The following is a 23,030-nucleotide window of genomic DNA, read 5'->3' as shown; positions in this document are numbered from 1 at the left end:
ATGACGTAAAAATCCAACAAAAAAAGGGACACGAGGTCCCTTGCACCTTACATCAGATTAATCAACGTCCCACCGAGTACCCCGGCGATGACGAGTGCCCACGGTGGTAACTTCCAATAAGCAATCATCACGAACAGGAAGGCAGCGAACACGAAGTCGACCGCATCGTTTACGGTACTCGTGAAGATCGGGCTGTAGAATGCCGCAATCAAAATCCCAACGACCGCCGCGTTGACACCGATGAGGGCGCCAGCGACTTTCGGGTTGTGACGGAGCGCGTCCCAAAACGGAAGTGCACCGAGGATGAGCAAGAAGGCCGGCAAGAAAATCGCGACCGTCGCAAGGATGCCACCCGGCACACCGTCAATCACCGTTCCAAGATAAGAAGCGAACGTGAAAAGCGGACCAGGAACGGCCTGAGCGGCACCGTATCCTGCAAGGAAGGCTTCTTCACTCAAGAAACCAGCTGGTACAAGTTCTCGTTCTAGTAGTGGCAAGACCACATGTCCGCCGCCGAAGACGAGGGCACCGGCCCGGTAAAAGCTATCGAACAAGGCAATCGTCTGATTCTCAAACGTCTCCCGTAAAATCGGTAAGATGACGAGAAGTGCCCCAAAAATCGACAGCAGAACGGCCCCGAGACGTTTCGAAATGGGGAACGCACTCGATTTCGCATCGAGGCGGTCCGGCTTGAACAACAGGAATCCTGCGAGGGCCGCGAGTAGAATGAACAGCACCTGACTGAACGTTGTTTGCCAGAGTAGGACGCCTGCCAAGGCAAAAAAGGCAATCGTTCGTGTCTTTGTATCAGGTGTCAGTTTACTCGCCATCCCTAAGATGGCATGGGCGACGATAGCGACGGCGACGACTTTTAAGCCGTATAACCAGCCTGCATCGGAGACGTCGAGTCCGGATAACAATAAAGCGAATAGGATGAGGGCAACGACCGACGGCGTTGTGAAGCCGATAAATGAAGTGATCCCACCTAATATGCCACCGCGGACAATCCCGATCCCGATCCCGACCTGTGAACTCGCCGGTCCGGGCAAGAATTGGCATAAGGCGACGAGGTCGGCGTAAGCTTTCTCATCCATCCATTTGCGTCGTCTCACATATTCCTCGTGGAAGTAACCGAGGTGGGCGACCGGACCACCGAATGAGGTGAGACCGAGCCTCGTTGAAACGAATAAAATCTCTAGTAACGTCTTGAACGTCACACGTTGTGTCGTCATATCTTCACTCCTTAATTTCTTTGAATAACTCGTATGCCTTTTGACGGGCTTCCGCCAACACAGAAAGTCCTTTTTCGGTCGTCACGTAGTTTTTGCGAACGTGTCCATCGACCGTCTCGTTTTCACGAATCAAGAGTCCGTCTTTCTCCATCCCGTGCAAGATCGGGTAGAGCGTCCCGGCGCTGATTTCGTACCCGTGCTCTCGAAGCTCATCGACCATCCATGCTCCGTACACGGGGTGTTCCGCGGCGTGGTGCAAAATATGGATGTGGATGAATCCGAGAAACAGTTTCCGCAAGACGCGGTCTTCCATACGTGTCATCTCCTTAATATCGAAATTCGATATCGGTTTTCGAAATCAGTCTAACAAAGGTGAGCGAGAGAGGCAATGAAAGAGCATGCAGTTTACGAAAACTTAAAATAAAAAGATGGGAATGACTTCGGAAAAAATAGGGAATCTATCACAAATGAGGTAGAATAGGTAGAGATTTTATTTGCTGAGGAGGAAGTGACGTGACAAACCCCATTCATTCTTCATACGATACATTGTTGCGTTATATGCCCCAAGGCTACGTCGAGTTTAAAGTGATTTACGACGACGCTTCGGAGCCGATTGACTATGAATTCTTTGAAGTGAATCCTGCCTTTGAGAAGATCATGAAAGGGAAGCGAAAACACTTCATCGGAAAAAAAGTGTCAAGCGCCCTAAAAGACTTTGAATATAGTGAGCGGGAATGGATGATTCAAGTGGCACGTGTCGTCAGTGACGGCGGCACCGTGACGTTTGAACACTATTCCCGCCGTAATAAATGTTGGTTCGAGATGTCCGTGTTTAGCCAACGGACAGGATTTGTGTCCGTCATGTTCCACGACATCACGGCACACGTTCAAGAGAACAATGCGTTAAAACAACTCGTAAACGTATCGCACCGCTTCGTCTCAACCGGAAGTGACTTGTTGATGAATCAACAATTTCTTGACCAAATCCGTGACTTCACCGGAGCGAAGGCGGTCGCACTCAATTTGATGGAAGAGGACGGCGAATCGTATACGACAGTGGCATTATCGGGCATCGATGAGATGTTAGAGAGAAGTCTCGACATCCTTGGGTTTCATCCGGTCGGAAGAAAATGGCCGATGACGGATCAGCGACGGAATCTGTTCAAACATTCAAATCCTCGTGTATTTGATGGAATTGACCCGCTGATTGATGGTGCACTTCCAACGCGTCTCGTCAAAAATCTACTTCGGATCTTCTCGCTCGGAGAAGTCGTTCTCTTTAAAATCGAGAAAGACGGTATTTTATACGGGGACTTGACGATTGTGATGGAAAAAGGGAAGGTCGCCAATCGGCTCGGGCTCGTGGAGTTATATCTCGTCCACGTCCTTGAGCAATTGACGAAAGCCGATCATCAAATCGGTGAGACGAAAAAATCGATGTTCGGTGGATTCGCGACCCTCGACTTGGAGTGCATCATGGCTTTCAACACACGACAAGTGCTCCATTTGAACGATGCATGGGAACGAATTTTAGGGTTTTCACTTGATGAGCTGGAGAATATCGACTTTCTTAGTCTAGTTCACCCGGATGATGATACCATCACGGAAGCGGCGTTTATGGAACTTGAGGAACGTGGCGAGTTGTTCCGCTTCATCAACCGTTTCCGGACGATCGACGATACGTATCGATCGATCGAGTGGCATTGCAAACTTCAAGGGAATTATATTTATGCGGTCGCGAAAGACGTGACGGACCGAGTTCAGTTAGAAGAAAAGTTGGCAGACCGAGATCGGCTTTTGACGAAATTGTCCGATCAAATCCCGGGTGCCATCTATCAATTCGAATTGTTGCCTGATGGAAGTTTCAACTTCCCATTCTTTAGCCGAGGGTTTGAAGATATGCTGGGGATTTCGGCAGAAGAGGTACAGGAGGACGCGAGTCTTGTCTTCCGACGGATGCACCCGGATGATTATCCGCTTGTCATGCAGTCGATTGATGAGTCCTATCGCAACTTGACGATTTGGGATGCTGAGTTTCGCGTCTTGACCGAGGACGGACGAACCGTATGGATTTTAGGATCATCCCGTCCGGAAAAGATAGCGGATGGTCACGTGTTGTGGCACGGTTATATCGGAGATGTCACGGAGAAAAAAACATATGAGAAAGAGATTGAATATCTCAGTTACCACGATCAATTGACGGGCATCAAAAACCGACGTTACTTTGAAGAGGCGTTGGAGCGCTATGATGATGACAACTTTTATCCGCTCACACTCATCGTCATCGATATCAACGGACTCAAACTCACGAATGATGCGTTCGGACACTTAGTCGGAGACCAGTTGCTCGTCGAAGCGGCGAATATTTTGCGAAATGAATTGCGCGCGAAAGATGAAGTGGCACGAGTCGGCGGCGATGAGTTCGTCGTCATCTCTCCGAATACGACGCTCGATGAGGCAAAACAGCTGTCGGACCGTCTCGGTCGTCTCTTCCACGAACAGACGGTTGAAGGATTACCGATTTCCGCATCATTCGGTGAAGCGGTCAAACATGACTCGAATGTCGAATTGACCGAAGTGTTCAATTTAGCGGAAGATCGGATGTATCACCACAAGGTTTCTGAAAAGCAGAGTCGACGCCACCATTCCATTCAAATCATCATGCGCACGCTGTATGAGAAGATTCCACGAGAAGAAGCGCATTCTCAACGAGTCGCCAATTTAGCGGGGCAACTGGCAGAAGCGATGGGCTTCACGAATGCTGAAGTGAATGAGATTCGAACGGCTGCCATTTTGCACGATATCGGAAAAGTGGCAATCAGCAATGATATTTTAGATAAACCGGGCGCGCTGACCGAATCGGAATGGTATGAAATCAAACGCCACCCGGAAATCAGTTACAATATTTTAAGTACCGTACCCGAATATGTCGCCTTATCGGAAATTGTCTTAGCGCACCATGAACGATGGGACGGGAAAGGCTATCCGAAAGGGCTACAAGATTTTGAGATCCCTCTTGCTTCACGAATCATCGCAATTGCGGATACGTTCGATGTCATGGTGACGGGACGACCGTATCGACAGGCGAAGACGATTGACGAGGCACTCGCCATCATCTCACAAGAGGCGGGCAAACAGTTTGACCCGTCACTCGTCGACGTCTTCTTTGAAAAAGTCGTGCCGACACTTCAACAATAAAACGCGAGTCCTCCTGAATATGGGGGACTCGCTTTTGTATTAGCCGGTCAGGGAGCGTTTCTTCAACACGAGGATGGTGAGGAGGGAGACGACTCCGGTCATGCCAATCATGACAAGGATGGAGAGATACGGGAACTGGCCCTCATACATCGTGATGACACCGTTATTCAACCAATAGGTCGGCAGGAAACGACCGACAAGTTTCAATGAATCCGGCAACCAGAGCAGGCTGATGAACGCCCCGCCGGTGATGGCGGATGCCATCGTGACCGAGATCTGAAAGATGTTCGCCTTCTCCCGATTCGTCGCAAACACGGCTATGAGACCACCGAGGGCTAGACAGACGAGCAGATAGGAAGAAAACAAGGCGAACACGGTCGGGAGATGTGTCCATACATCCTGACCGTATAAAGCGAGGCTCACGCCAATCAACAGCATCACGTAGATGAAGCCGACGAGATAAAAGGCTAGTAGCAGGGAGGCGAAGTAACGCCTTGGTGTCACCGGTGAGGCGAACAACCGCGCATAGATCTTCTCGTCCCGATCATCCGCGACAAACATAGGAATGAACTGGAGAAAGGTCGACATCATGATGAACGACAACAGACCGAAGAAGGCTTGTGTTCGGGCGGTCGTGGCGACACTTTCCTGGAACGGTTCACTTGAAAGTGTGTAACCGTTCGACGTCTCTTTTGACGCAAGCTGTTCGAACGTCGCTCTATCGTAGCCGCTCGCTTCGAGTAGTTGGCGTTCGCGGGACAGATGACCGTTCAGTGCCTGCTCGATCAACGAGGCATCACTCCCGGCGATTGCAGAGAAGGAAAGGCGAGGCATCTCTCCTGTGAACGCCTGTTCCGTGAAGTCATCAGGAATGATGAGGACGATATCTTCTCCTTCTAACAAGACATCATCCGTGTTCGATTCGAGCAACGTGACCCGACCAAACCGTTCCGCCTCGTCAATGAGGCGTTCGGCGAGAAGTCCACCGTCCCGGTCGACAATCCCGATGGATGCGTTCAAACTGGACGTTCCACCGACGAAGGAGAGGATGAGCGCGAAACCGAACATCGACACGAAGGTGAACACCCACAGCCCTTTCTTTCGAAGCATCCGTTTGGCCACATGTCTAATGAGAACCATGACGCTTCACCCCTTTCGAGAGAATGTAGCTGAATGCGATCAAGATGAGGAGATGAATCCCGAGCAATCCGAGACTTTGCCAATACAGATTCATATCACCTTCACGTAGGAGGACGGCTAGCATTCCGTCCCGCATGAAAATCGGCATGAACACGTAGGCAGCCCACGGTGCATAGTTCAGCGTCACTTGGTCAAAACCGGGGACATAGCCACCGGATAAGATCATGAGGATGGCGACGAAGCCGTTGACAATCGCATCCTTTGTCGTCGCGCTCAACTTCGGCAAGTTGACAATCAGGAATCCGATGGCGACCCCGTACGCGGTCAAGGCGAGCCAAGACAGAATCAGGTAGCCGAACTGTACGTTCGCCAAGTCGAATGTGCGATAGACAAAGTGACTGAACCAAAACAAGAGGATGAGCTGCAACAAGATGATGACGTAGCGACTGAACGTCCGCGCGAGTCGATACTCGACCGTTCGGACGGGTGCCGCTTGGATGCGCAAATAGCTGCCTGTGTTCGGCTGTTCTTCACGCGCCATCGCCGTGATATAAAATGACCCGAACAATGCCGTCATGATTGAAATCGTGACGGTGAAATACTCGAGCGATGTCGGGGTACGTCCTGCCAAGTCGACACTTTCCGTATCGAGCCAAGCCTCATTCACATATGGGGCCGACACGCCTGCTTCCGCGAGCGTGATCTGTTGATTGGCGATGGCTGTATACTGACCGAGGATGGCATCGAGGACGTCGAACTCGACCGTCGTCGGTTCCTCATAGAAGAGTGTGATGTCAGGTCCATCGAGTTGCAAGATGACATCGGCATCGCCATCGTTCACACCTTGTTCGGCAGATTGGAGGTCAACGTATGGGACAAGTCGGATGAAGGCTTGAATGTCTTCCTCTTTAAAAAAAGCCTCGAGCGGCTCTCGATACTGGTCTGTCGATGACTCGACGTAGGCGACGTTCGTGACCGGAAGTTTGAACGTGTCACTGAAGACGGCCGACAGCATCGTCCCGAGTCCGAAAATGAGGATGAGCGGAAAGATGAGCATCCAAAAGAGGGTGGCACGATCACGAAGCCGCTGTTTCACATCATATTTGATGAAAGTCCACATGACGTCCCTCCTATTCCCGGAGCGTCTTCCCCGTCAATGCCAAAAAGACGGTATTGAGGGAAGGACGGTCGACCGTGATGGAGGTGAAGTGGACACGTTCTTGATGGAGCGTCTCAAGGAGCGGAGCAAGCGGCGTGTCTTTGTCTAACGACACCTCGATATACGGTTCTTCATACTCTACTTTTTGAACGTGTTCGAGTGCATCGAGACGTTCGAGCAAATTTGGTGTGAGCGCATCGACTTTGATCCGGGCCGTCTCGAGTGTCATGACACGGTCTTTCAATTCGTCCTGCGTTCCTTCTGCGATGATCCTTCCTTCATCAACGATGGCGATTCGGTCGCAGAGGAGTTCGACTTCTTCCATGTAATGAGATGTATAGATGATGGTGGCACCGCGGCGGTTCAGTTCGCGGATGTTCTCTAAAATGGTATTTCGTGACTGCGGGTCGATGGCGACGGTCGGTTCATCCATGAAGATGAGTTCGGGTTCATGGACGATGCCACAGGCGATATTGAGGCGACGGAGGAGACCGCCGGACAGTTCGGGCGGACGTTTCTTTTGATGGGCATCGAGTTCGACGAAGTGGAGCGCGGCCTCGGTCTTTTGTTTCGCTTCTTTCGGACTGAATCCATACAGCTCCGCAAAAAATTGGATGTTCTCATAGACGGTCAGCTGGTCATAGACGGAGACGTGTTGCGGCACGATTCCGACGCGGCGTTTGATGGCCAGTTCGTCTTTTGGCATCGCTTTTCCAAAAATGTGAATCGAACCGGAGTCCGCCTCATACAGATTCAACATGACCGAAATGGCGGTCGTCTTCCCGGCACCATTCGGTCCGAGCAACCCGAAGAGTTCGCCTTCTTCCACTTTCAGAGTGAGGTCGTTCAAGGCAATCGTATCCCCGAACCGTTTCGTGACATGGTCGAGCGAGATAATGGACATCGTATTACTCCTTTCTCATGTGAAATGTTTCTCGTTCTACACAAAGGTGTTCGAGGATTGTCACGAATTTACCTGTCCGGAACACTTGAAATGTGTAATAATCTAATTATTCAGATAATTATAGTGTTGAAATGAGGGATTTGGATGAAAGGATGGCAATTCAATAAACAAGAGGGGGCATTGTTCCCGGACGAAATCGTGCTTTCTGCGTTTTGTACAGTCGAACCGAAACGAATGGATTCGACACTCCCGTTCTATTATGATGAGTCGATTTTTCGTTTCACGAATAAGCATGGGGAGACGTTCTACTTTAAAATATCACCGAGCTATCACGAGTTTGAAATCAATATTAAGGGTGGGGACGGGGAGCTCGTATATTATCAACTGCTCCGTACCGTCAGCAAGGTCGAGATTTTAGAAGACCGGCGAGACCACGCAGAGTTATTGATCGTCCTAGCTGAAGATCGAAAGCGGACCGTGACGTCAATCGAATTGACCGTCCGACCGCGTTTTCGTGTGCTCGTGAAAGAGCATGAGATATAAGAAGTGCGTAAGGCTCAAGAGCGGATGCGAATCCGCTTTTTTTATTGGCCAAACAAAAAGACAGCCACGACGTGACTGTCCCTTCAGCGGTTATTTCGTCAAAAAGATTTGAACATGGATGGTCGACCCTTGGGCATCGGTCGCTTTGCCAATCCCGAGGTGCGTGTAATTCGCATTCAAGATATTCGCGCGATGACCGCTGCTGTTCATCCACGCATCGACCGCCCGGACTGGGTCGCTCGATCCTTTATAGATGTTCTCCCCCCAGCCCCGATACGAGACACCGTAAGCGTCTAACGTGTCCCCGGGTGTACCGTTCTCCTTAAGCGTGTGCGAGAATTGACCCGTACGCGCCATCTCATCGGCACGAACTTGGGCGACACGGTTCGCCTCACTCGAAGCGGCGAGAAGAGAGAGACCGGCAGCCTTCCGTTCTTTGTTTGTCTCGGTCAACACGTTGACGGGCGACGTGAAACTGACATGATTGGCGAGGATGTACCCAGTGTATGAACCGTAGCGCACCTTGTACCATCGTGATGTACCGGTATAGCGATATGACACGGTCTCAAGTTCTGTACCCTGCCGGACGAACTTGACGTTTGAAGAGGTCGTGAGCGGACGTGATTTTAAATAAACGCTCGACGGTTTGACGTACGTCGGTTTCGTAAATTTCACCTCAGCAGTGGACAAACGGACATACTTGGCGGGCAGATAAGCGTAGCCGCTGCCCCATTGAATCTTATACCAGCGCACACCGTCCAATTGGAACGATGTCCGGACACGCATCGAACCGTCTCGCGGGATGAGTGCAAGTCGTTTCGCACTCAAAGAAGGCGACTGTCGGACGTTGAGTTGACTGATGTTGGTCACGTAACCGGTCGTGTTAATCGACGTCTCATAATAGGCTTGGACGCGGTTGGTAGAGAAGGGCGACCCGATCACACCGAGTGTCAGAATGATGGTGAGTAGTAGAGAGATATGCTTCTTCAATGGAATCGACTCCTTTTGTGGGACTCCCTATATTCTATATCGTTTGGGTGATTTTTGGTTTTACCATTTCATTACAAAAAGGATGGACTCTTCGTGAGCCCATCCTCGTTTCATTTATACAGTAAATACTCTTTTCGAATTGGGAGAAACGCGTCCCGCTCGTCCTCGATTTTCGTCAGGATGTCTTCAAGCGGAGCTCCTTCGAGAATCATATCTTTCACGTAGGCGTTTCCTGTCAATTTCTTGATGAAGTCATTCGCTAAAAACTCGAAGTCGTCCGGATACATGCTGTGAGCCGTTTGAATCATCGCAATCCCAGTTCTTGTCGATTCGAATCGAGATGGATCAGTGACATAGACCTCAACCCCGTGCGTCAGTTTGCCCGCGTGTTTTGAGAACGTCGGCGTGAACGAGGCAGCCCGGAAAGCGACACCTGGCAAGTCGAGCCCGTTCAGCTCATTCGCATATTCATGCGCTTTTATATACGGCGCGCCGATCAGCTGAAACGGTTTCGTCGTCCCGCGACCCTCGGATAAGTTCGTTCCTTCAAACAATCCGGTCGCAGGGTAAACATTGACCGTGTCGGTCGTCGGCATGTTCGGGGACGGCATGACAAACGGGAGTCCTGTGTCCTCATACATCATCGAACGTTTCCAACCTTTCATTTTAACGACTTCAAGGTCGGCTTGAATCTGATACTCGGTGTTGAACAGTCGCGCGAGTTCACCGACGGTCATCCCATGCTTTAGTGGAATCGGATAGAGACCGATGAAACTGGAGTAATCCGGGTCGAGCACCGGACCGTCGACGCGAAGCCCGCCTTGCGGGTTCGGACGGTCGAGGACGACAAACGGAATCCCGTTCTCGGCAGCGGCTTCCATCGCATACGCCATCGTATAGATATACGTATAGTAGCGTGTCCCGACGTCTTGGATGTCAAAGACGAGCACGTCGACATCTTGTAACATCTCAGGAGTCGGTTTCTTTGTCGCACCATATAGGCTATATACAGGCAACCCCGTCACGTCATCGATGTAGGAGCTGACCGTCGATCCGGCTTGGGCATCTCCCCGAACGCCATGCTCTGGTCCGTACAATGCCGTCAACTCGAAGTCATCGGACTGGTCAAATAGGTCGACGATGCTCGTTCTCTCCGCGTTGATCCCGGTCGGATTCGTGATTAGTCCGACCCGTTTTCCTTTCAAGATTTCCGGGTTTTCCATCAACCGGTCGACCCCGAGTTCGACCTTAGGTTTTTTCGGTTCAGACTTCGCATCGGCATCCAACCAGACGATGGAAGTCGTGAGAATCGTCAACGCAGCCATACCACCCATCCACTTTTTCATCAGAAACTCCTCCTTCGATTCATGTAAGCGCTTCAATTTCTTAACAGGAGTGTACCATTCGGAAATTTAATTTCAATATTTAATCATAAAAATAGGAATTTATATTTCTTAATTTCATACTTTTCTCCTAGTCGGACATAAAAAAACGTGTCCTTCGATGAAAGACACGTTCCTTTTTACTCATCTGACCGCGAGCGCTTTCCATCCCGTCGCACTCATGACGGCGCTCACTTTTGACTTAGGGATGACCAAGCGACCGCGATATGGGTCGTTAATATACAAGTTTGACTTGTCATAGCCGGTTGCCAACATGACATGATAGTTAACGTAGCCGGTGAACTTCTTGTTCGAAGCGGTATACCAGTTGAAGTAGCCGTATGGTTTGTTGAAGTCGACACTCGCCCAGACGATGACCGGGTTGCCCATCGACAGTTCGCGTTCGATCGAGCCGAGCCCTTGATTGGACAAGTCTTTCACCGGACGATACTTACTGGCGAATTCAATCATGCCTTTTGGATAAATCCCATAGTTCTTATATTTTCCGAGCGTCCCTTTCGGATCTCCTGTGAACATGACGTTCGGGTCGACCCAGCGATAGAGACGGTTCTCATAGCGAGCGTTCCACATACTCTTTGGCATCTCGTTATATAAGGTCGAGGCGCTGACGGCACGCCCTTTTTCTTCAAGTGCCATTTTGAGAGAGAAGAACTCGCAGCCTGACGGATACCCCATCGGGAACTGACGATAGAGTGGGACGCTCATCTTATAGACGGACAGTGCCTGAGAATAGGCACCACGCGCATCGAATGAGGCGTTTCCGACACGACGGTTTTGATACATCTTTCCGTATGTATCAAAGTAATACCACTTGCCGTCGATGGCTTGCCAATCCGTCTTTTTCGTCAAGGCCGGAGCATAATACTCGTACTGGGTCGTATATTTCCATCCTTTCTCCGGCACACCGGTCGAATGGAAGTGATACGTCTTTCCATCTAATCGGAATTTCCCTTGCAGGCGGTATCCGTAAGTCGGGTGGAATCCGACCTTCTTCCCATCGACCGTTTGAAATCCGTACTCACGACGTCCATATGGGTCGAATGAATAGACGCGTGCATTCAATGTGTGGACACCTTCTAGTCGGTAGCCATAGGTCGGATGGAAGCCGTACATCACACCATTTATTTGTTGAAGGCCATACTTACGATTGCCGTATTTTCCGAACAGGTAGTGACGATTGTTAATCCGATGCAACCCTTCGAGGCGATACCCATAGTAGGGATGAAATCCATACACTTTTTCACCGATTCGGGTGAGACCTTGTCGACGTACCCCGTCAGTCCCGAAATAATAGCGTCGTGTGCCGATCGTCTGCCATCCGGTCGCCATCTTTCCTTGCTCCATCAAATAATATTTCTTGCCGTCAATCGTGTACATGCCTGTACGAATGGTGCCGTCTGGGAAGAAATAATGTTTGGCGTCACCAAGCTGTTGCCATCCCGAGAGTCGGACCCCGTCCTCGTTGAAGTAATATCGTTTGCCTTCGATTGTCTGGAAGCCGGTGACGGCTTGACCGGTTTCGTCGTAATAATAGACGAGACCATCGCGTTCTTGCCATCCGGTGAGTAGCTTCCCGTTCTCGTCAAATGTGTATGTCGTGCCGTCGACCGCATGGGGACCCGTGATGAGTCGACCGTCTGTCTCAAAATAATATGTAGCACCTTCGATTTCCTGCCAACCTGTAAGGAGGGTACCATCTTCATTCAGATAGTACGTATGACCCTCGATTACTTGCCACCCCGTCAACACCGTCCCGTCACTCGATGTATAGACGATGCCATCCTCCGTCTGTTGGAATGAACCCTCAGCGGATGCGAACTGTGGACTCGTCCACACTGCACCGATTAACAGACCGATGCCGACCCTTCTTTTCCATGTCATTCATGTGACCTCCTCTGTATGCATACAGAAGAGATACCCATATTTATCCAAGGTGAAGCTGTGGCAAATGAATCATTTGTAAGGTCAGACGTTTACGCCGTATGACTCATGAACCGAAGTCGTTTCGACGCCACATACAGGGGTAGGATGACGACAACGGTTCCGGTCACAATCGGCCACACGAGATCCCCTTCTGTCAAGAACACCTGACTCGATAGTGGACCGAGCATCCATGGCATCCAATCGAGGTCGACCCAGCCGATGAGGAGCGACATGACGAAATGAAGACCGAGCGTCAAGACGACCGCGACGACACCGCTCTCAATCATCGCAGCGAGGAGAATGAAGATGGAGAGCTGAACGACAAAATGAAAGACAAGAAGTGCTGTGGATATGAGAAATGCGGTTACATCAAACGCCTCGAAAAGAATGACCGTATAGTAAGCGGCCACTAATTGGGCGAGTACGAGACCACCGACCGTCAAGAGGACGTAATGTGCCCATTTACTGATAACGATGCGAGACGTCGGGATTTGTAACGACTTGAGCCAAGCGAGCGTTCCGTTCGTCCGCTCATGACTGAACGTATGCATCGCCGACAACAAGACGACGAGAAGACCGATTTGGCGAAGCTGTTCACTGACTGAAATCAACACTTCTTCTGGTGTCGGTGCCGGGAGATCAATCACGGCGCCGTCCGGTAAGTTTCCACCGGAAGCGAGGATATCTGGTAGGAAATAGAGCGTGAGCGGTTGCATCGAGGCAAGGAGCATGAGCACGATTGGGATCCAAATGAGTCGTTTGTTCGACCATGACTCTCGCCATTCCTGTTTAAAGATTGCGGTACGCATCAGGCGTTCACCTCCAAGAATAAAGATTCGAGTGACGGGTGCCCGACGTGTAGTGATTGGATGATGAGATTCCGTTCCAGGATGCGCCGCAAAATCGCCCGTTCGGCGAGGGTGCGGTCCGTTGACTCAAACGTCCACGTCGAACCACGTTTGGTTGTTCGGGTCACGCCTTCTAACTGCGTCCAGTCTGCATCGGTCGTCCCATCGTCAAAGAGACGTAGCTCAATGGTCGACTTCGAACCGAGCAGGTCGGTCACGGTTCCTTCCATGAGCAATTTGCCTTGTCGAAGCAGGAGCACCCAGTCACTTGCCTCTTCGGCATCCGGCAGGACGTGCGTCGAGTACAGGATCATTCGCTCTCGTTTCAAGTCACTTAATAGATCGAGTACTTCTCGTCGACCGCGTGGGTCGAGTGCCGAGACCGGTTCATCGAGCAGTAAGAGTTCCGGGTCATGGACGAGCGCTTGGGCGATCCCGAGACGCTGTCGCATCCCTCCCGATAAGTTCGCTGCCGGCCGGTCGACCGGTTCGAGCCCGACTCGTTTCAATAGTTGAATCGGCTCGACGTGTTTGGTCCCCGTCAATTCAGCGGCATAGCGAATCGTCTCGACGGGAGTCAACGATGGATAGAGGGCTGGGCGCTGAGGTAAATAGCCAATCCGAATGCGTTCGTGTCCGGTCATATCGCCACTTGTCGGATCGGTGACGCGGGCGAGCAAGTTCAAAAGCGTCGTCTTCCCGGCGCCGTTTTCTCCAAGAAGGGACGTGCAGCCGGGGCGTAATTCGAAACTGACATCATCGAGCGCCGTGAAGGAGCCGAATCGCTTCGTTACATGTGTGATTTTCATCGCGGAGTCCGTCCCCATAAGAAGTATACGATTGGGCCGAGTATGTTGATGAAGACGATGACGAGAAGCCATACCCATTTCGGGCCATTCGTCATGTCGCGTTTGAACAAGTCAATCAAGGCGACGACGAGCAGGATGAGTTGTAGAATCAAAACAGGTAGTAAGATGAGAAAAAGTGTATTCGGGTCATTTGCGATGTCCATCGCGAGAACCTCCTTTTGAATTAGCTGTCTTTAAAACATTCTACATGCACGGTATGTCCCCTGTATGTGACACAAAAAATCCCCATCTCACGACGGAGATGGGGACGATGCGTCATTTCACGATGATGACAGGAGCGAGAGCTCGTTTGGCCAGTTTATGACTCACGCTACCGAGCACGAACTCTTGAAACGTGTTCAATCCACGTGATCCGACGACGACGTATTCATATGGCTCATGATTTGCGTATTTGACGAGCTCGACGTCCGGCTCCCCACGAAGTTCGATGTATTCGTAGGCAATGCCTTCTGCTTCCGTCAAATCGAACAGTGGCTTGAGCATCTGCTTTCGCTTCGTCTCCAAGTCGATTTTCCCTGTCGAATTGAGGGCTGCTTCTTTCGATTCCTTCGCACTGATGACGTGCACGATATCAATCGATGCATTCGACGCCTTTGCGAGCTGAATCGCTTTTTCAAGCGCACGTTTCGAGTGGGCAGAACCATCTGCCGCTAAAAATACCTTTCCCATGAAAAACTCCTCCTCTTTCGCACGTTCTACTTTTAGTATAGGTGATTTGGCGAAACGGGGAAATGATGAATCAGTGCCCTGCGTTCGCGTCTTGTTGCTTCAAATGGAGTGCGAGCGTGTTGAGCAGTTTCTCCGAGTCTTTGTTCAAGTTGAGCAGTTCTGGCTCGATTCCGATTTCTCGATATTTGAAGATGACTTTATCGATTGCGCCGATGGCCGAGTCGTCCCAAAGATGCGTGTTCGCAAAGTCGATGGTGACGGTTTGGATAGCGGCTTCAGCGTCCTCTGCTACGTCGAACTGATTAACGAATTCAGACGTCGAGGCGAAGAAGAGCTGACCGTTCACCATGTATCGAGCCTTGTCGGCATCGATACTTCGATCGAGGTCGATTTTTGAAATCTTAGCGGCGAAGAGAATCGCTGCTGTCAAAATCCCAGCGAATACACCGAGCGACAAATCATGTGTGACGACGGTGACGAGTACGGTGACGAGCATGACAACCGTGTCCGATTTTTGAGCGGTACGCATCGCTTTGAGCGAACCCCAGTCAAACGTCGCATACGAGACGAAGAACATGACCCCGACAAGCGCGCCGACCGGAATCAGCATGAGCACGTCGCTCATCGTCATGATCATGATGAAGAGCGCGAGACCGGCCGTGAATGTCGAGAGTCGTCCACGAGCACCCGATGAGACGTTGATGACCGATTGCCCGATCATCGCACATCCTGGCATCCCACCGAAGAATCCAGCGATGATGTTCGCGATACCTTGTCCGCGCGATTCACGGTTTTTGTTTGAGTCCGTTCCAGTCATGTCGTCAACGATTTGTGCCGTCAAGAGCGACTCGATCAATCCGACGAATGCGAGGGAAATCGAGTAAGGAAGAATAATCAACAACGTCTCAAACGTCAACGGGACGTTCGGGAATAAAAATTCCGGGAGTGTTGCTGAGATTGTTCCCATGTCTCCGATATTTTTCGTATCGAGACCGAGTGTGATGGCTAAAATCGTCATGACGACGATGGCGACAAGTGGTGCAGGAATGGCTTTTGTGACTCGCGGAAATAAGAAGATAATGGCGAGTGACGCGGCGACGATTGCCCAGATGATCCAGCTCTCTCCTTCAAAGTTGGATAGTTGCGCTTGAAAAATCAGAATGGCAAGCGCATTGACGAATCCGACCATGACGGCGCGTGGAATGAACTTCATTAAGCGGGCGATCCCGAGATAACCGAGTACGATTTGAATGACACCTGTTAGAATCCCAGCGGCCAGCAAATATTGAAGACCATGGTCGGCGACGAGTGAGACGATGACGAGTGCCATCGCACCGGTCGCAGCCGAAATCATCGCAGGGCGACCGCCTGCGATTGAAATCACCATGGCAATGATGAACGAAGCATAGAGCCCGACCATCGGGTTGACGCCAGCGATGAGTGAGAACGCGATCGCCTCAGGGATGAGGGCGAGGGCGACAACAATCCCCGCAAGGACGTCTGCTCGGACGTTACCGAGCCAGTCTTGTTTGATTGTATTCATTTTTTCCAAGAAGAACACACCTCTCTTTTTATTTTGACTTTGATCTTCGAGTCTCACGAAGATCAAATGCCACATTATATGAAAGGAAATGTTCCAACGTTACGTGTTTTCACAACGTGTTTCATCATAACGGATTTTTTTTAAAAATACAATTGAATGCAGTTAAAAAGTATGGTAATTTCATAACAGAAACGTTATATAACAATTTAGTTATACAGTAGGGAGAGGTGGAAATGTACACTGCAGAAGAATTAAGCAAAGTACTCAAGGTACTCGGTGATCCGACTCGGTTGACGATGCTGAAACAGATGGAAGCGGGAGAACAGTGTGCGTGTAGTTTCGTTGACTGTTTTGACATTTCACAGCCGGCAATCAGCCGTCATTTGAAGATGTTGCGTCAGGCTGGACTGTTATTAGAGCGCCGAGACAAACAATGGATCCACTATCGATTGAATGAGACGAGCCCTTTTTATGGGATTGTCGTCGATTTGCTCGACAAGATTGAGACAATCGATGTGAGTTGCGACTGTGACACCGAATGTGCAATTTAAGGAGGAGTGAATGATGAAACTTGAAGTGTTTGAACCGGCAATGTGCTGTCCAACAGGATTATGTGGTCCATCCATCGATCCAGAACTGACGCGAGTGGCGACAATCCACTACGTGTTAAAACAGCGAGGCTTCGATGTTGCTCGTTATAATCTGGCATCGGAACCGAATCGATTCGTTGAGAATGCCAAGGTACAAGCTGAAATTGCAAACGGGCTCGAGATGCTCCCGCTCACAGTAGTTGATGGAAAAATCGTAAAACGGGGTGCCTATTTAACAGATGAAGAAATTGCGGAGTTGACGGGACTACCGGTTGACGCATTTGCCAAGAAAGATGGAGAAAAGCCGAAAGTTCGCATCTCACTCAAGAAATAAGGAGATATGCTCATGAAGACATTTGATTTTCATACGATTGAACCGACCCGTTATGTGTTCTTGACCGGGAAAGGTGGCGTCGGGAAGACATCGACAGCGTCAAGCCTCGCCCTGACGCTCGCCGACCGTGGCAAGCGTGTCTTGCTCGTCTCGACCGACCCGGCCAGTAATTTACAAGACGTGTTTGAGATGGAACTCGATGAGACGCCGCGCCTCGTTCCGGAAACAAAGCTTGCCATCGCCAACTTCGATCCCGAAGAAGCGGCAAAACAATATATGGAGCGCATGGTCGGACCTTATCGAGGTGTATTGCCGGACGTGGCCATTCAGTCGATGGAAGAGCAATTATCCGGTGCCTGTACAATTGAGATTGCGGCATTCGACCAATTTACGGACTTGTTGACGTCCGTGTCAGCCCGTGAGGCGTACGATCACGTCATCTTTGACACGGCACCGACTGGTCATACGTTGCGCCTACTCACCTTGCCGAGTGCATGGGATGAATTTTTGGAGACGAACACGACAGGTGCGTCTTGCCTCGGTCCGCTTGCCGGTTTAGCTGACAAACAATTGCAGTACAAAAAGGCCGTTGAGACGCTCACTGATGGTAAAGAGACGACGCTGCTTCTCGTTGCCCGTCCCGAAACATCCACGCTCATCGAAGCGGAGCGTGCCGCGACCGAACTTCGCGCCATCGGCATCGAGCGAATGCAGCTCATCATCAACGGTCTTGTCCAACCGGATGAAGGGACAGACCGATACACGAAGCGGCTCATCGAGCGTCAGCAACAAGCACTCCGTGAACTTCCTGAAGGCATAACTGACCTCGAGGCATTCAAACTCCCATATGCTTACGAAAATCTGATCGGTGTCTCTGCACTTCGGCGCTTTGTGAACGGAGAGACGGTCGCTGTCGCAGATGCATGCTATGACTCGAGTCGTTACGGATCACTTGATCGACTCGTTGATGAGATTGAGGCGGACGGTCCAAGTGTCATCATGACGATGGGGAAAGGTGGCGTCGGGAAGACGACACTCGCTTCGCTGATTGGGGTCGCGCTTCATGAAAGAGGGCACTCTGTTCATTTGACGACGACGGATCCGGCCGCTCATGTCGCTTTCACGATTGGGACAAACATTGCAGATACGTTCACGGTCGATGCCATTGACCCGAAAGTTGAAATTGAGAGGTATCGACAGGATGTGTTCAAGGAAGCAGGGGACCTGAATGAAGAGCAACGTATGATGCTCGAAGAGGACCTGCGTTCGCCGTGCACCGAAGAAATCGCCGTTTTCCGTGCCTTTGCGAATCAGGTGGCGAAAGCGAAAGACCGTTTCGTCGTCATCGATACGGCACCGACCGGACACACGCTTCTTCTGTTAGATGCGACCGAGAGTTATCATCGCGAACTCGAACGCTCGACTGGCGTTGTCCCGGAAGCAGTCCGAGATTTGTTGCCGAAATTACGTGATCCGAAACAAACGCACGTCATCATCACGACCTTGCCTGAAGCGACGCCGTTATATGAAGCTGAACGACTCGTAGCAGATTTGAATCGGGCTAAGATTCTACCGTTCGCTTGGGTCGTTAATCAATCGTTCACGCCACTCGATGTCACGAGCAAACTATTGACCGCGAAAGTCGCGAATGAAGTCCTATGGCTCGAACGTGTGAACAGCTATCGGCGTCCGACGATACTCGCCTGGCAAGAACATTTGCCAGTCGGATATTCCGCTTTATCCCAACTATTGAAGGAGGAAGTGAAATGAACATCACGAATGAAGCCATCGATTACTTAAAAACAGCGCTAGAGGAAGAGCAGACAAAATCGGTCCGTATCATCACGGAGGCTGGTTGCTGTGGACCGACACTAGGTTTGGCCGTAGCGACACCGGAAGAGACCGATGAGGTGAAGCACTTCGACGACCTTACGTTTGCCGTGGCGAACGAAGCTACAGCGTTGTCCGCGAACGTCACGCTCGACGTTGAATCAACAGAAGAGGGAATGACCCTCGTGTTGCACGGTTTGCAGCCGACTTGCTAAAAAATAAATAGAGATTATTGGAGGATTACATTGTGCAGTGGATTGCTAGTTTAATTTTTCTTGTGACGCTTTTCCTCATCATCAAGCAACCGAAAGGCCTCGGCATCGGTTACTCGGCGATGGGGATGGCTGTCATCGCTCTCATTTCGGGTGTCGTCAATTTTGAGGATGTCGGTACGGTTTGGGGCATCATTTGGAACGCGACGTTCACCTTTATCGCAATCATCATCATTTCGCTCATTTTAGATGAGATTGGATTCTTTGAATGGGCCGCGTTACATATGGCGCGAATCGCCAAAGGTGGCGGTGTGAAGCTCTTCGTTTATATCACACTACTCGGTGCCCTCGTCGCAGCATTGTTTGCGAACGACGGGGCGGCGCTCATCTTGACGCCAATCGTTTTAGCGATGGTCCGCGCACTCAAACTGCCGGACGCGGTCGTCTTGGCATACGTCATGGCATCCGGATTCATCGCCGATACGGCGAGTCTTCCGTTCATCGTCTCGAACCTCGTCAACATTGTCTCAGCCGACTTCTTTGGCATCGGGTTCGCCGAGTACGCCGCGCGGATGGTATTCGTGAACGTGTTCGCGGTCGCGGGGAGTCTGCTCGTGTTGTACCTTTATTTCAAAAAAGATATCCCGAAACAGTATGACGCCTCACAGTTGGCTGAACCTTCGTCCGTCATTAAAGACCATACGATGTTCCGCTTATCCTGGATTGTACTTGGTTTACTGGTCATCGGGTACTTCACGAGTGATTTAGTCGAGATCCCCGTTTCGCTCGTCGCGGGTGTCATCGCCTTGTTCTTCCTCGTGATGGCGAACCGCTCGTCAGCGGTTCAGACGACGCAAGTTATCAAAGGTGCACCGTGGGCCATCGTCTTCTTCTCGCTCGGGATGTATATTGTCGTCTACGGTTTACAAAATGCCGGACTCACTCAAGTATTGGCGAACTTTATCGACTGGTTCGCGGTGAACAGCTTCAGTGCCACGTTCGGGATGGGCTTTTTGGCCGCCATCTTGTCATCGGTCATGAACAACATGCCGACCGTCATGATTGATGCGCTCGCCATCGACTTGACGCATACGACCGGACAGATTCGGGAAGCGTTAATCTATGCGAACGTCATTGGTTCCGACCTCGGTCCAAAGATTACCCCAATCGGGTCGCTTGCGACGCTTCTATGGCTTCACGTCCTTCGTACGAAAGGCCTCAAAATCGGATGGGGGCAGTACTTTAAAGTCGGGATCATCTTGACGATTCCGACATTGGCTATCACGTTGCTCGGCCTATACATCAGCTTATTACTTTATTGAGGAGTGGATTATATATGAAACTAGTCATCATCGGTTCAGTCGCTGCAGGGACATCGGTTGCGGCGAAAGCGCGTCGGAACAACGAAGACGCACAAATCACGATTTACGATCGAGATTACGATATCTCGTACTCTGGTTGTGGGATTCCTTACTACGTTGGCGGAGAAGTCGAGTTACGTGACGATTTGACACCGCGCGATGCGGCCTTCTTCAAGAAGCGCTACAACATCGACGTGATGACGCGTCATAATGTGACGTCAGTCGACAAAGACACGAAGACGGTGACGGTTGAAAACTTAGAGACGGGTGACACGTTCACGGACTCATATGATGTCCTCGTCCTTGCGACGGGTGCGTCGAGCATCATCCCACCGATTCCAGGGGTGAAGTCGGACAACGTCTTCCCGATTCGAAACATCCAACATGCGGAGGCGACACGCTCCTTCGTCGATTCGACAGACCCGAAACATGCGACAATCATCGGAGCCGGCTTCATCGGTCTAGAGATGGCGGAACAGTTGAAGCTTCGTGGTGTGGACGTGACCATCATCGAACGTGTACCGCAAGTGATGCCACCACTCGACAAGGATATGGCGTGCCGCGTTGAGGAACACCTCGAGAAGAACGGAATCGAGCTCATGCTCGGAGAGACCGTGACAGAACTTGTCGGTGACGGACACGTCGAACGGGTCGTCACGGAGAGTGGGAAGACGATTGAGACCGACCTCGTCATCTTGTCTGTCGGAGTCCGTCCGAACGTCGAGCTCGCCATGAACATGGGAGTCAAACTAGGTGAAACGGGTGCGATCGCCGTCAATGAGCGGATGGAGACAAACATCCCAGACGTCTATGCGGCAGGAGACGTCGCGGAGAGTTTCTCGATTGTGACAGGGAAACCGATTTGGCGTCCACTTGGTTCGACAGCGAACAAGATGGGGCGGACCGCCGGGGACGTCATCACGGGCGGTCATCTCGAACATCGGGGCATCCTCGGAACGGGCATCTTCAAAGTGTTCGGACTTGCCGTCGCACAGACAGGTCTCGCTGAAAAAGAAGCACGTGAACTCGGATACGATATCGAGGTACTTCATAACACGAAACCGGATAAGCCTGCCTATATGGGTGGGAAAGATATGACGATTAAAGCGGTCGCCGACCGTGCGACGCGTCAACTGCTCGGCGTCCAAATCGTTGGATTTGAAGGAGTCGACAAACGAATCGACGTCTTCGTCACGGCCATCACCCTTAAGGCGAAAGTGGACGACTTGTTCCATCTCGACCTCGCCTACGCACCACCGTTCTCGACGACGAAAGACCCGGTCATGTATACGGGGATGGTGCTTTCGAACAGTATCGACAAGGCGGCACGACTCATCACGCCGGCCGAACTTCAGGCACGAATCGATGCCGGGGAAGACATGCAAATCATCGATACGCGGAAAGCAGCACAGTTCGAGAAGGCGTGTGTCGATTGTGCGATCAATGTCCCACTCGGTAACCTCCGGGAAGCAGCGAAAGACATGGACAAGGGTAAACCGACCGTCGTCTATTGTAACGGTGGGGTGACGGGGAACGCGGCACAAAACGTTCTCCGCAACCTCGGGTTCATCGACGTGTACAACTTGTCAGGCGGAAACAAGAACTATCAGTTGTTTAAAAAATACGGGAACTGAGCAAGACGACGTCCGCAACTGCCGGACGTCGTCTTTTGATATGCTGTACGTGAGGTGAAGCGGATGGATTATAAGATGTTACATGAAAAGTTTGAGCGACGGAAGCAGTGGCTCATTTTTGACAAAGAAGAAGTCGTCCATCGTGTCATGGTGCGCTACAAGGCAAGGATCATCCCAAAGACGGACATCATGGACTTGGTGAATGACGATCAACTGTCCTATGAACATATCTTTTGTTGCTTAACGATTGATGACCCAAGAACGCTCGAGAAAATCTTCACAACGAAAGAGCGACAAGACCATCAGTGGGAGATTGATGACAATGCGAGACGCGGGATGAGATACAAGTACAAAGACGAGGCACATCGACTTTACAACCAGTTGATCATCGATGAACAGGAAGGACGACGACTCGACATCGTCTTCGAGAGCAAAGACGGGAAGTATGTGACCGGTTTTTTGACGAGGTATATGTCTGAGCAAGTCGCTTCTTATATTTTTGCGCATGTCGGAGGCGCCAAGTTCACCGGTCTCGTCCCACGTTCACTCTTACCAGCGGATTTGACAGATGAAGAAATCAAGATGAGCTATCGGTGGTACTTGGAGTCGCTCGATGAATGGAATAAACTTTGAAAAACCTCTCACAAA

At 50.8% G+C, this 23,030-nt stretch carries 22 protein-coding genes; 9 read left to right on the top strand and 13 right to left on the bottom strand.

From position 1 onward, the window contains the following. Positions 1-47: 47 nt before the first annotated feature. The gene (gene chrA / locus F3H97_RS08715) at positions 48-1,232 is read right to left on the bottom strand and encodes a chromate efflux transporter (protein ID WP_196431105.1); all 1,185 of its coding nucleotides are present in this window, start codon (positions 1,230-1,232) and stop codon (positions 48-50) included. 4 nt (positions 1,233-1,236) lie between these two features. Next, positions 1,237-1,545 (bottom strand): PadR family transcriptional regulator, encoded by a 309-nt coding sequence (locus F3H97_RS08710; protein ID WP_031422630.1) that lies wholly within the window; start codon positions 1,543-1,545, stop codon positions 1,237-1,239. A 200-nt stretch (positions 1,546-1,745) separates the two neighbouring features. On the opposite strand from F3H97_RS08710, the gene F3H97_RS08705 reads away from it, so the two are divergent. Beyond that, positions 1,746-4,430 (top strand): HD domain-containing phosphohydrolase, encoded by a 2,685-nt coding sequence (locus F3H97_RS08705; protein ID WP_196431104.1) that lies wholly within the window; start codon positions 1,746-1,748, stop codon positions 4,428-4,430. 39 nt (positions 4,431-4,469) lie between these two features. On the opposite strand, the gene F3H97_RS08700 is transcribed toward F3H97_RS08705, so the two are convergent. The 3 genes from F3H97_RS08700 to F3H97_RS08690 are packed head-to-tail and all read right to left on the bottom strand — an operon-like array spanning position 4,470 to position 7,633. Further along, complete coding sequence (locus F3H97_RS08700; protein WP_196431103.1) at positions 4,470-5,570, bottom strand: ABC transporter permease; 1,101 nt, start codon at positions 5,568-5,570, stop codon at positions 4,470-4,472. Then, positions 5,557-6,690, bottom strand: a complete 1,134-nt coding sequence (locus F3H97_RS08695) for an ABC transporter permease (RefSeq protein ID WP_196431102.1) — start codon at positions 6,688-6,690, stop codon at positions 5,557-5,559. The genes F3H97_RS08700 and F3H97_RS08695 overlap by 14 nt, the downstream gene beginning before the upstream one ends. A 10-nt stretch (positions 6,691-6,700) precedes the next feature. After that, complete coding sequence (locus F3H97_RS08690) at positions 6,701-7,633, bottom strand: ABC transporter ATP-binding protein (RefSeq protein WP_159562803.1); 933 nt, start codon at positions 7,631-7,633, stop codon at positions 6,701-6,703. 144 nt (positions 7,634-7,777) lie between these two features. On the opposite strand from F3H97_RS08690, the gene F3H97_RS08685 reads away from it, so the two are divergent. After that, complete coding sequence (locus tag F3H97_RS08685) at positions 7,778-8,176, top strand: hypothetical protein (RefSeq protein ID WP_159562802.1); 399 nt, start codon at positions 7,778-7,780, stop codon at positions 8,174-8,176. Positions 8,177-8,266: 90 nt separating this feature from the next. Here the strand turns inward: F3H97_RS08685 and F3H97_RS08680 are convergent, their stop codons facing one another. The 8 genes from F3H97_RS08680 to F3H97_RS08645 all read right to left on the bottom strand — a co-directional run bounded on the left by F3H97_RS08680 (position 8,267) and on the right by F3H97_RS08645 (position 16,430). Next, on the bottom strand, positions 8,267-9,166 hold the full coding sequence (locus F3H97_RS08680; protein WP_196431101.1) for a CAP domain-containing protein: 900 nt from the start codon (positions 9,164-9,166) through the stop codon (positions 8,267-8,269). 110 nt (positions 9,167-9,276) lie between these two features. Further along, a complete protein-coding gene (locus F3H97_RS08675) occupies positions 9,277-10,500 on the bottom strand; it encodes an exo-beta-N-acetylmuramidase NamZ family protein (protein ID WP_370568608.1) in 1,224 nt (407 codons plus the stop codon). Between the two features lie 192 nt (positions 10,501-10,692). Next, positions 10,693-12,450, bottom strand: coding sequence for a C39 family peptidase (locus tag F3H97_RS08670; protein WP_196431099.1), 1,758 nt, complete (start codon positions 12,448-12,450; stop codon positions 10,693-10,695). Positions 12,451-12,542: 92 nt separating this feature from the next. Continuing rightward, complete coding sequence (locus F3H97_RS08665) at positions 12,543-13,301, bottom strand: ABC transporter permease (RefSeq protein ID WP_196431098.1); 759 nt, start codon at positions 13,299-13,301, stop codon at positions 12,543-12,545. Then, positions 13,301-14,149: an ABC transporter ATP-binding protein gene (locus F3H97_RS08660; protein ID WP_196431097.1), complete on the bottom strand. Its 849-nt coding sequence runs from the start codon at positions 14,147-14,149 to the stop codon at positions 13,301-13,303. Before F3H97_RS08660 ends, F3H97_RS08665 begins: the two co-directional genes overlap by 1 nt. Then, on the bottom strand, positions 14,146-14,352 hold the full coding sequence (locus F3H97_RS08655) for a PLD nuclease N-terminal domain-containing protein (RefSeq protein WP_012727079.1): 207 nt from the start codon (positions 14,350-14,352) through the stop codon (positions 14,146-14,148). The genes F3H97_RS08660 and F3H97_RS08655 overlap by 4 nt, the downstream gene beginning before the upstream one ends. Positions 14,353-14,464: 112 nt before the next feature. Beyond that, on the bottom strand, positions 14,465-14,878 hold the full coding sequence (locus F3H97_RS08650; protein ID WP_047794988.1) for a universal stress protein: 414 nt from the start codon (positions 14,876-14,878) through the stop codon (positions 14,465-14,467). A 70-nt stretch (positions 14,879-14,948) separates the two neighbouring features. Then, entirely contained in the window at positions 14,949-16,430 is a 1,482-nt protein-coding gene (locus F3H97_RS08645; protein ID WP_370568565.1) for a SulP family inorganic anion transporter, read from the bottom strand. A gap of 224 nt (positions 16,431-16,654) precedes the next feature. Here F3H97_RS08645 and F3H97_RS08640 point away from each other — a divergent pair, with 224 nt between their 5' ends. The 7 genes from F3H97_RS08640 to F3H97_RS08610 all read left to right on the top strand — a co-directional run bounded on the left by F3H97_RS08640 (position 16,655) and on the right by F3H97_RS08610 (position 23,015). Then, entirely contained in the window at positions 16,655-16,972 is a 318-nt protein-coding gene (locus F3H97_RS08640) for an ArsR/SmtB family transcription factor (protein WP_012727076.1), read from the top strand. A gap of 13 nt (positions 16,973-16,985) precedes the next feature. Beyond that, entirely contained in the window at positions 16,986-17,345 is a 360-nt protein-coding gene (arsD, locus tag F3H97_RS08635) for an arsenite efflux transporter metallochaperone ArsD (protein ID WP_196431096.1), read from the top strand. A 12-nt stretch (positions 17,346-17,357) separates the two neighbouring features. After that, positions 17,358-19,115 carry an arsenical pump-driving ATPase gene (arsA, locus tag F3H97_RS08630; protein WP_196431095.1) on the top strand — a complete coding sequence of 586 codons (1,758 nt, stop codon included), beginning with the start codon at positions 17,358-17,360 and terminating at the stop codon, positions 19,113-19,115. Beyond that, a complete protein-coding gene (locus F3H97_RS08625) occupies positions 19,112-19,390 on the top strand; it encodes a Fe-S cluster assembly protein HesB (RefSeq protein ID WP_196431094.1) in 279 nt (92 codons plus the stop codon). Before arsA ends, F3H97_RS08625 begins: the two co-directional genes overlap by 4 nt. A 32-nt stretch (positions 19,391-19,422) precedes the next feature. Beyond that, on the top strand, positions 19,423-20,709 hold the full coding sequence (locus F3H97_RS08620) for an arsenic transporter (protein ID WP_196431093.1): 1,287 nt from the start codon (positions 19,423-19,425) through the stop codon (positions 20,707-20,709). A gap of 14 nt (positions 20,710-20,723) precedes the next feature. After that, on the top strand, positions 20,724-22,382 hold the full coding sequence (locus F3H97_RS08615) for an FAD-dependent oxidoreductase (protein WP_196431092.1): 1,659 nt from the start codon (positions 20,724-20,726) through the stop codon (positions 22,380-22,382). A 63-nt stretch (positions 22,383-22,445) separates the two neighbouring features. Next, positions 22,446-23,015 carry a hypothetical protein gene (locus tag F3H97_RS08610; protein ID WP_196431091.1) on the top strand — a complete coding sequence of 190 codons (570 nt, stop codon included), beginning with the start codon at positions 22,446-22,448 and terminating at the stop codon, positions 23,013-23,015. Positions 23,016-23,030 lie beyond the last annotated feature (15 nt).

Origin of the sequence: Exiguobacterium sp. SRB7LM (genome assembly GCF_015712685.1) — a bacterium.
Classification (GTDB): Bacteria; Bacillota; Bacilli; order Exiguobacteriales; family Exiguobacteriaceae; genus Exiguobacterium; species Exiguobacterium profundum.
Note: the sequence above shows the minus strand (reverse complement) of the source record. Positions and strands in the feature narration are given on the sequence as shown.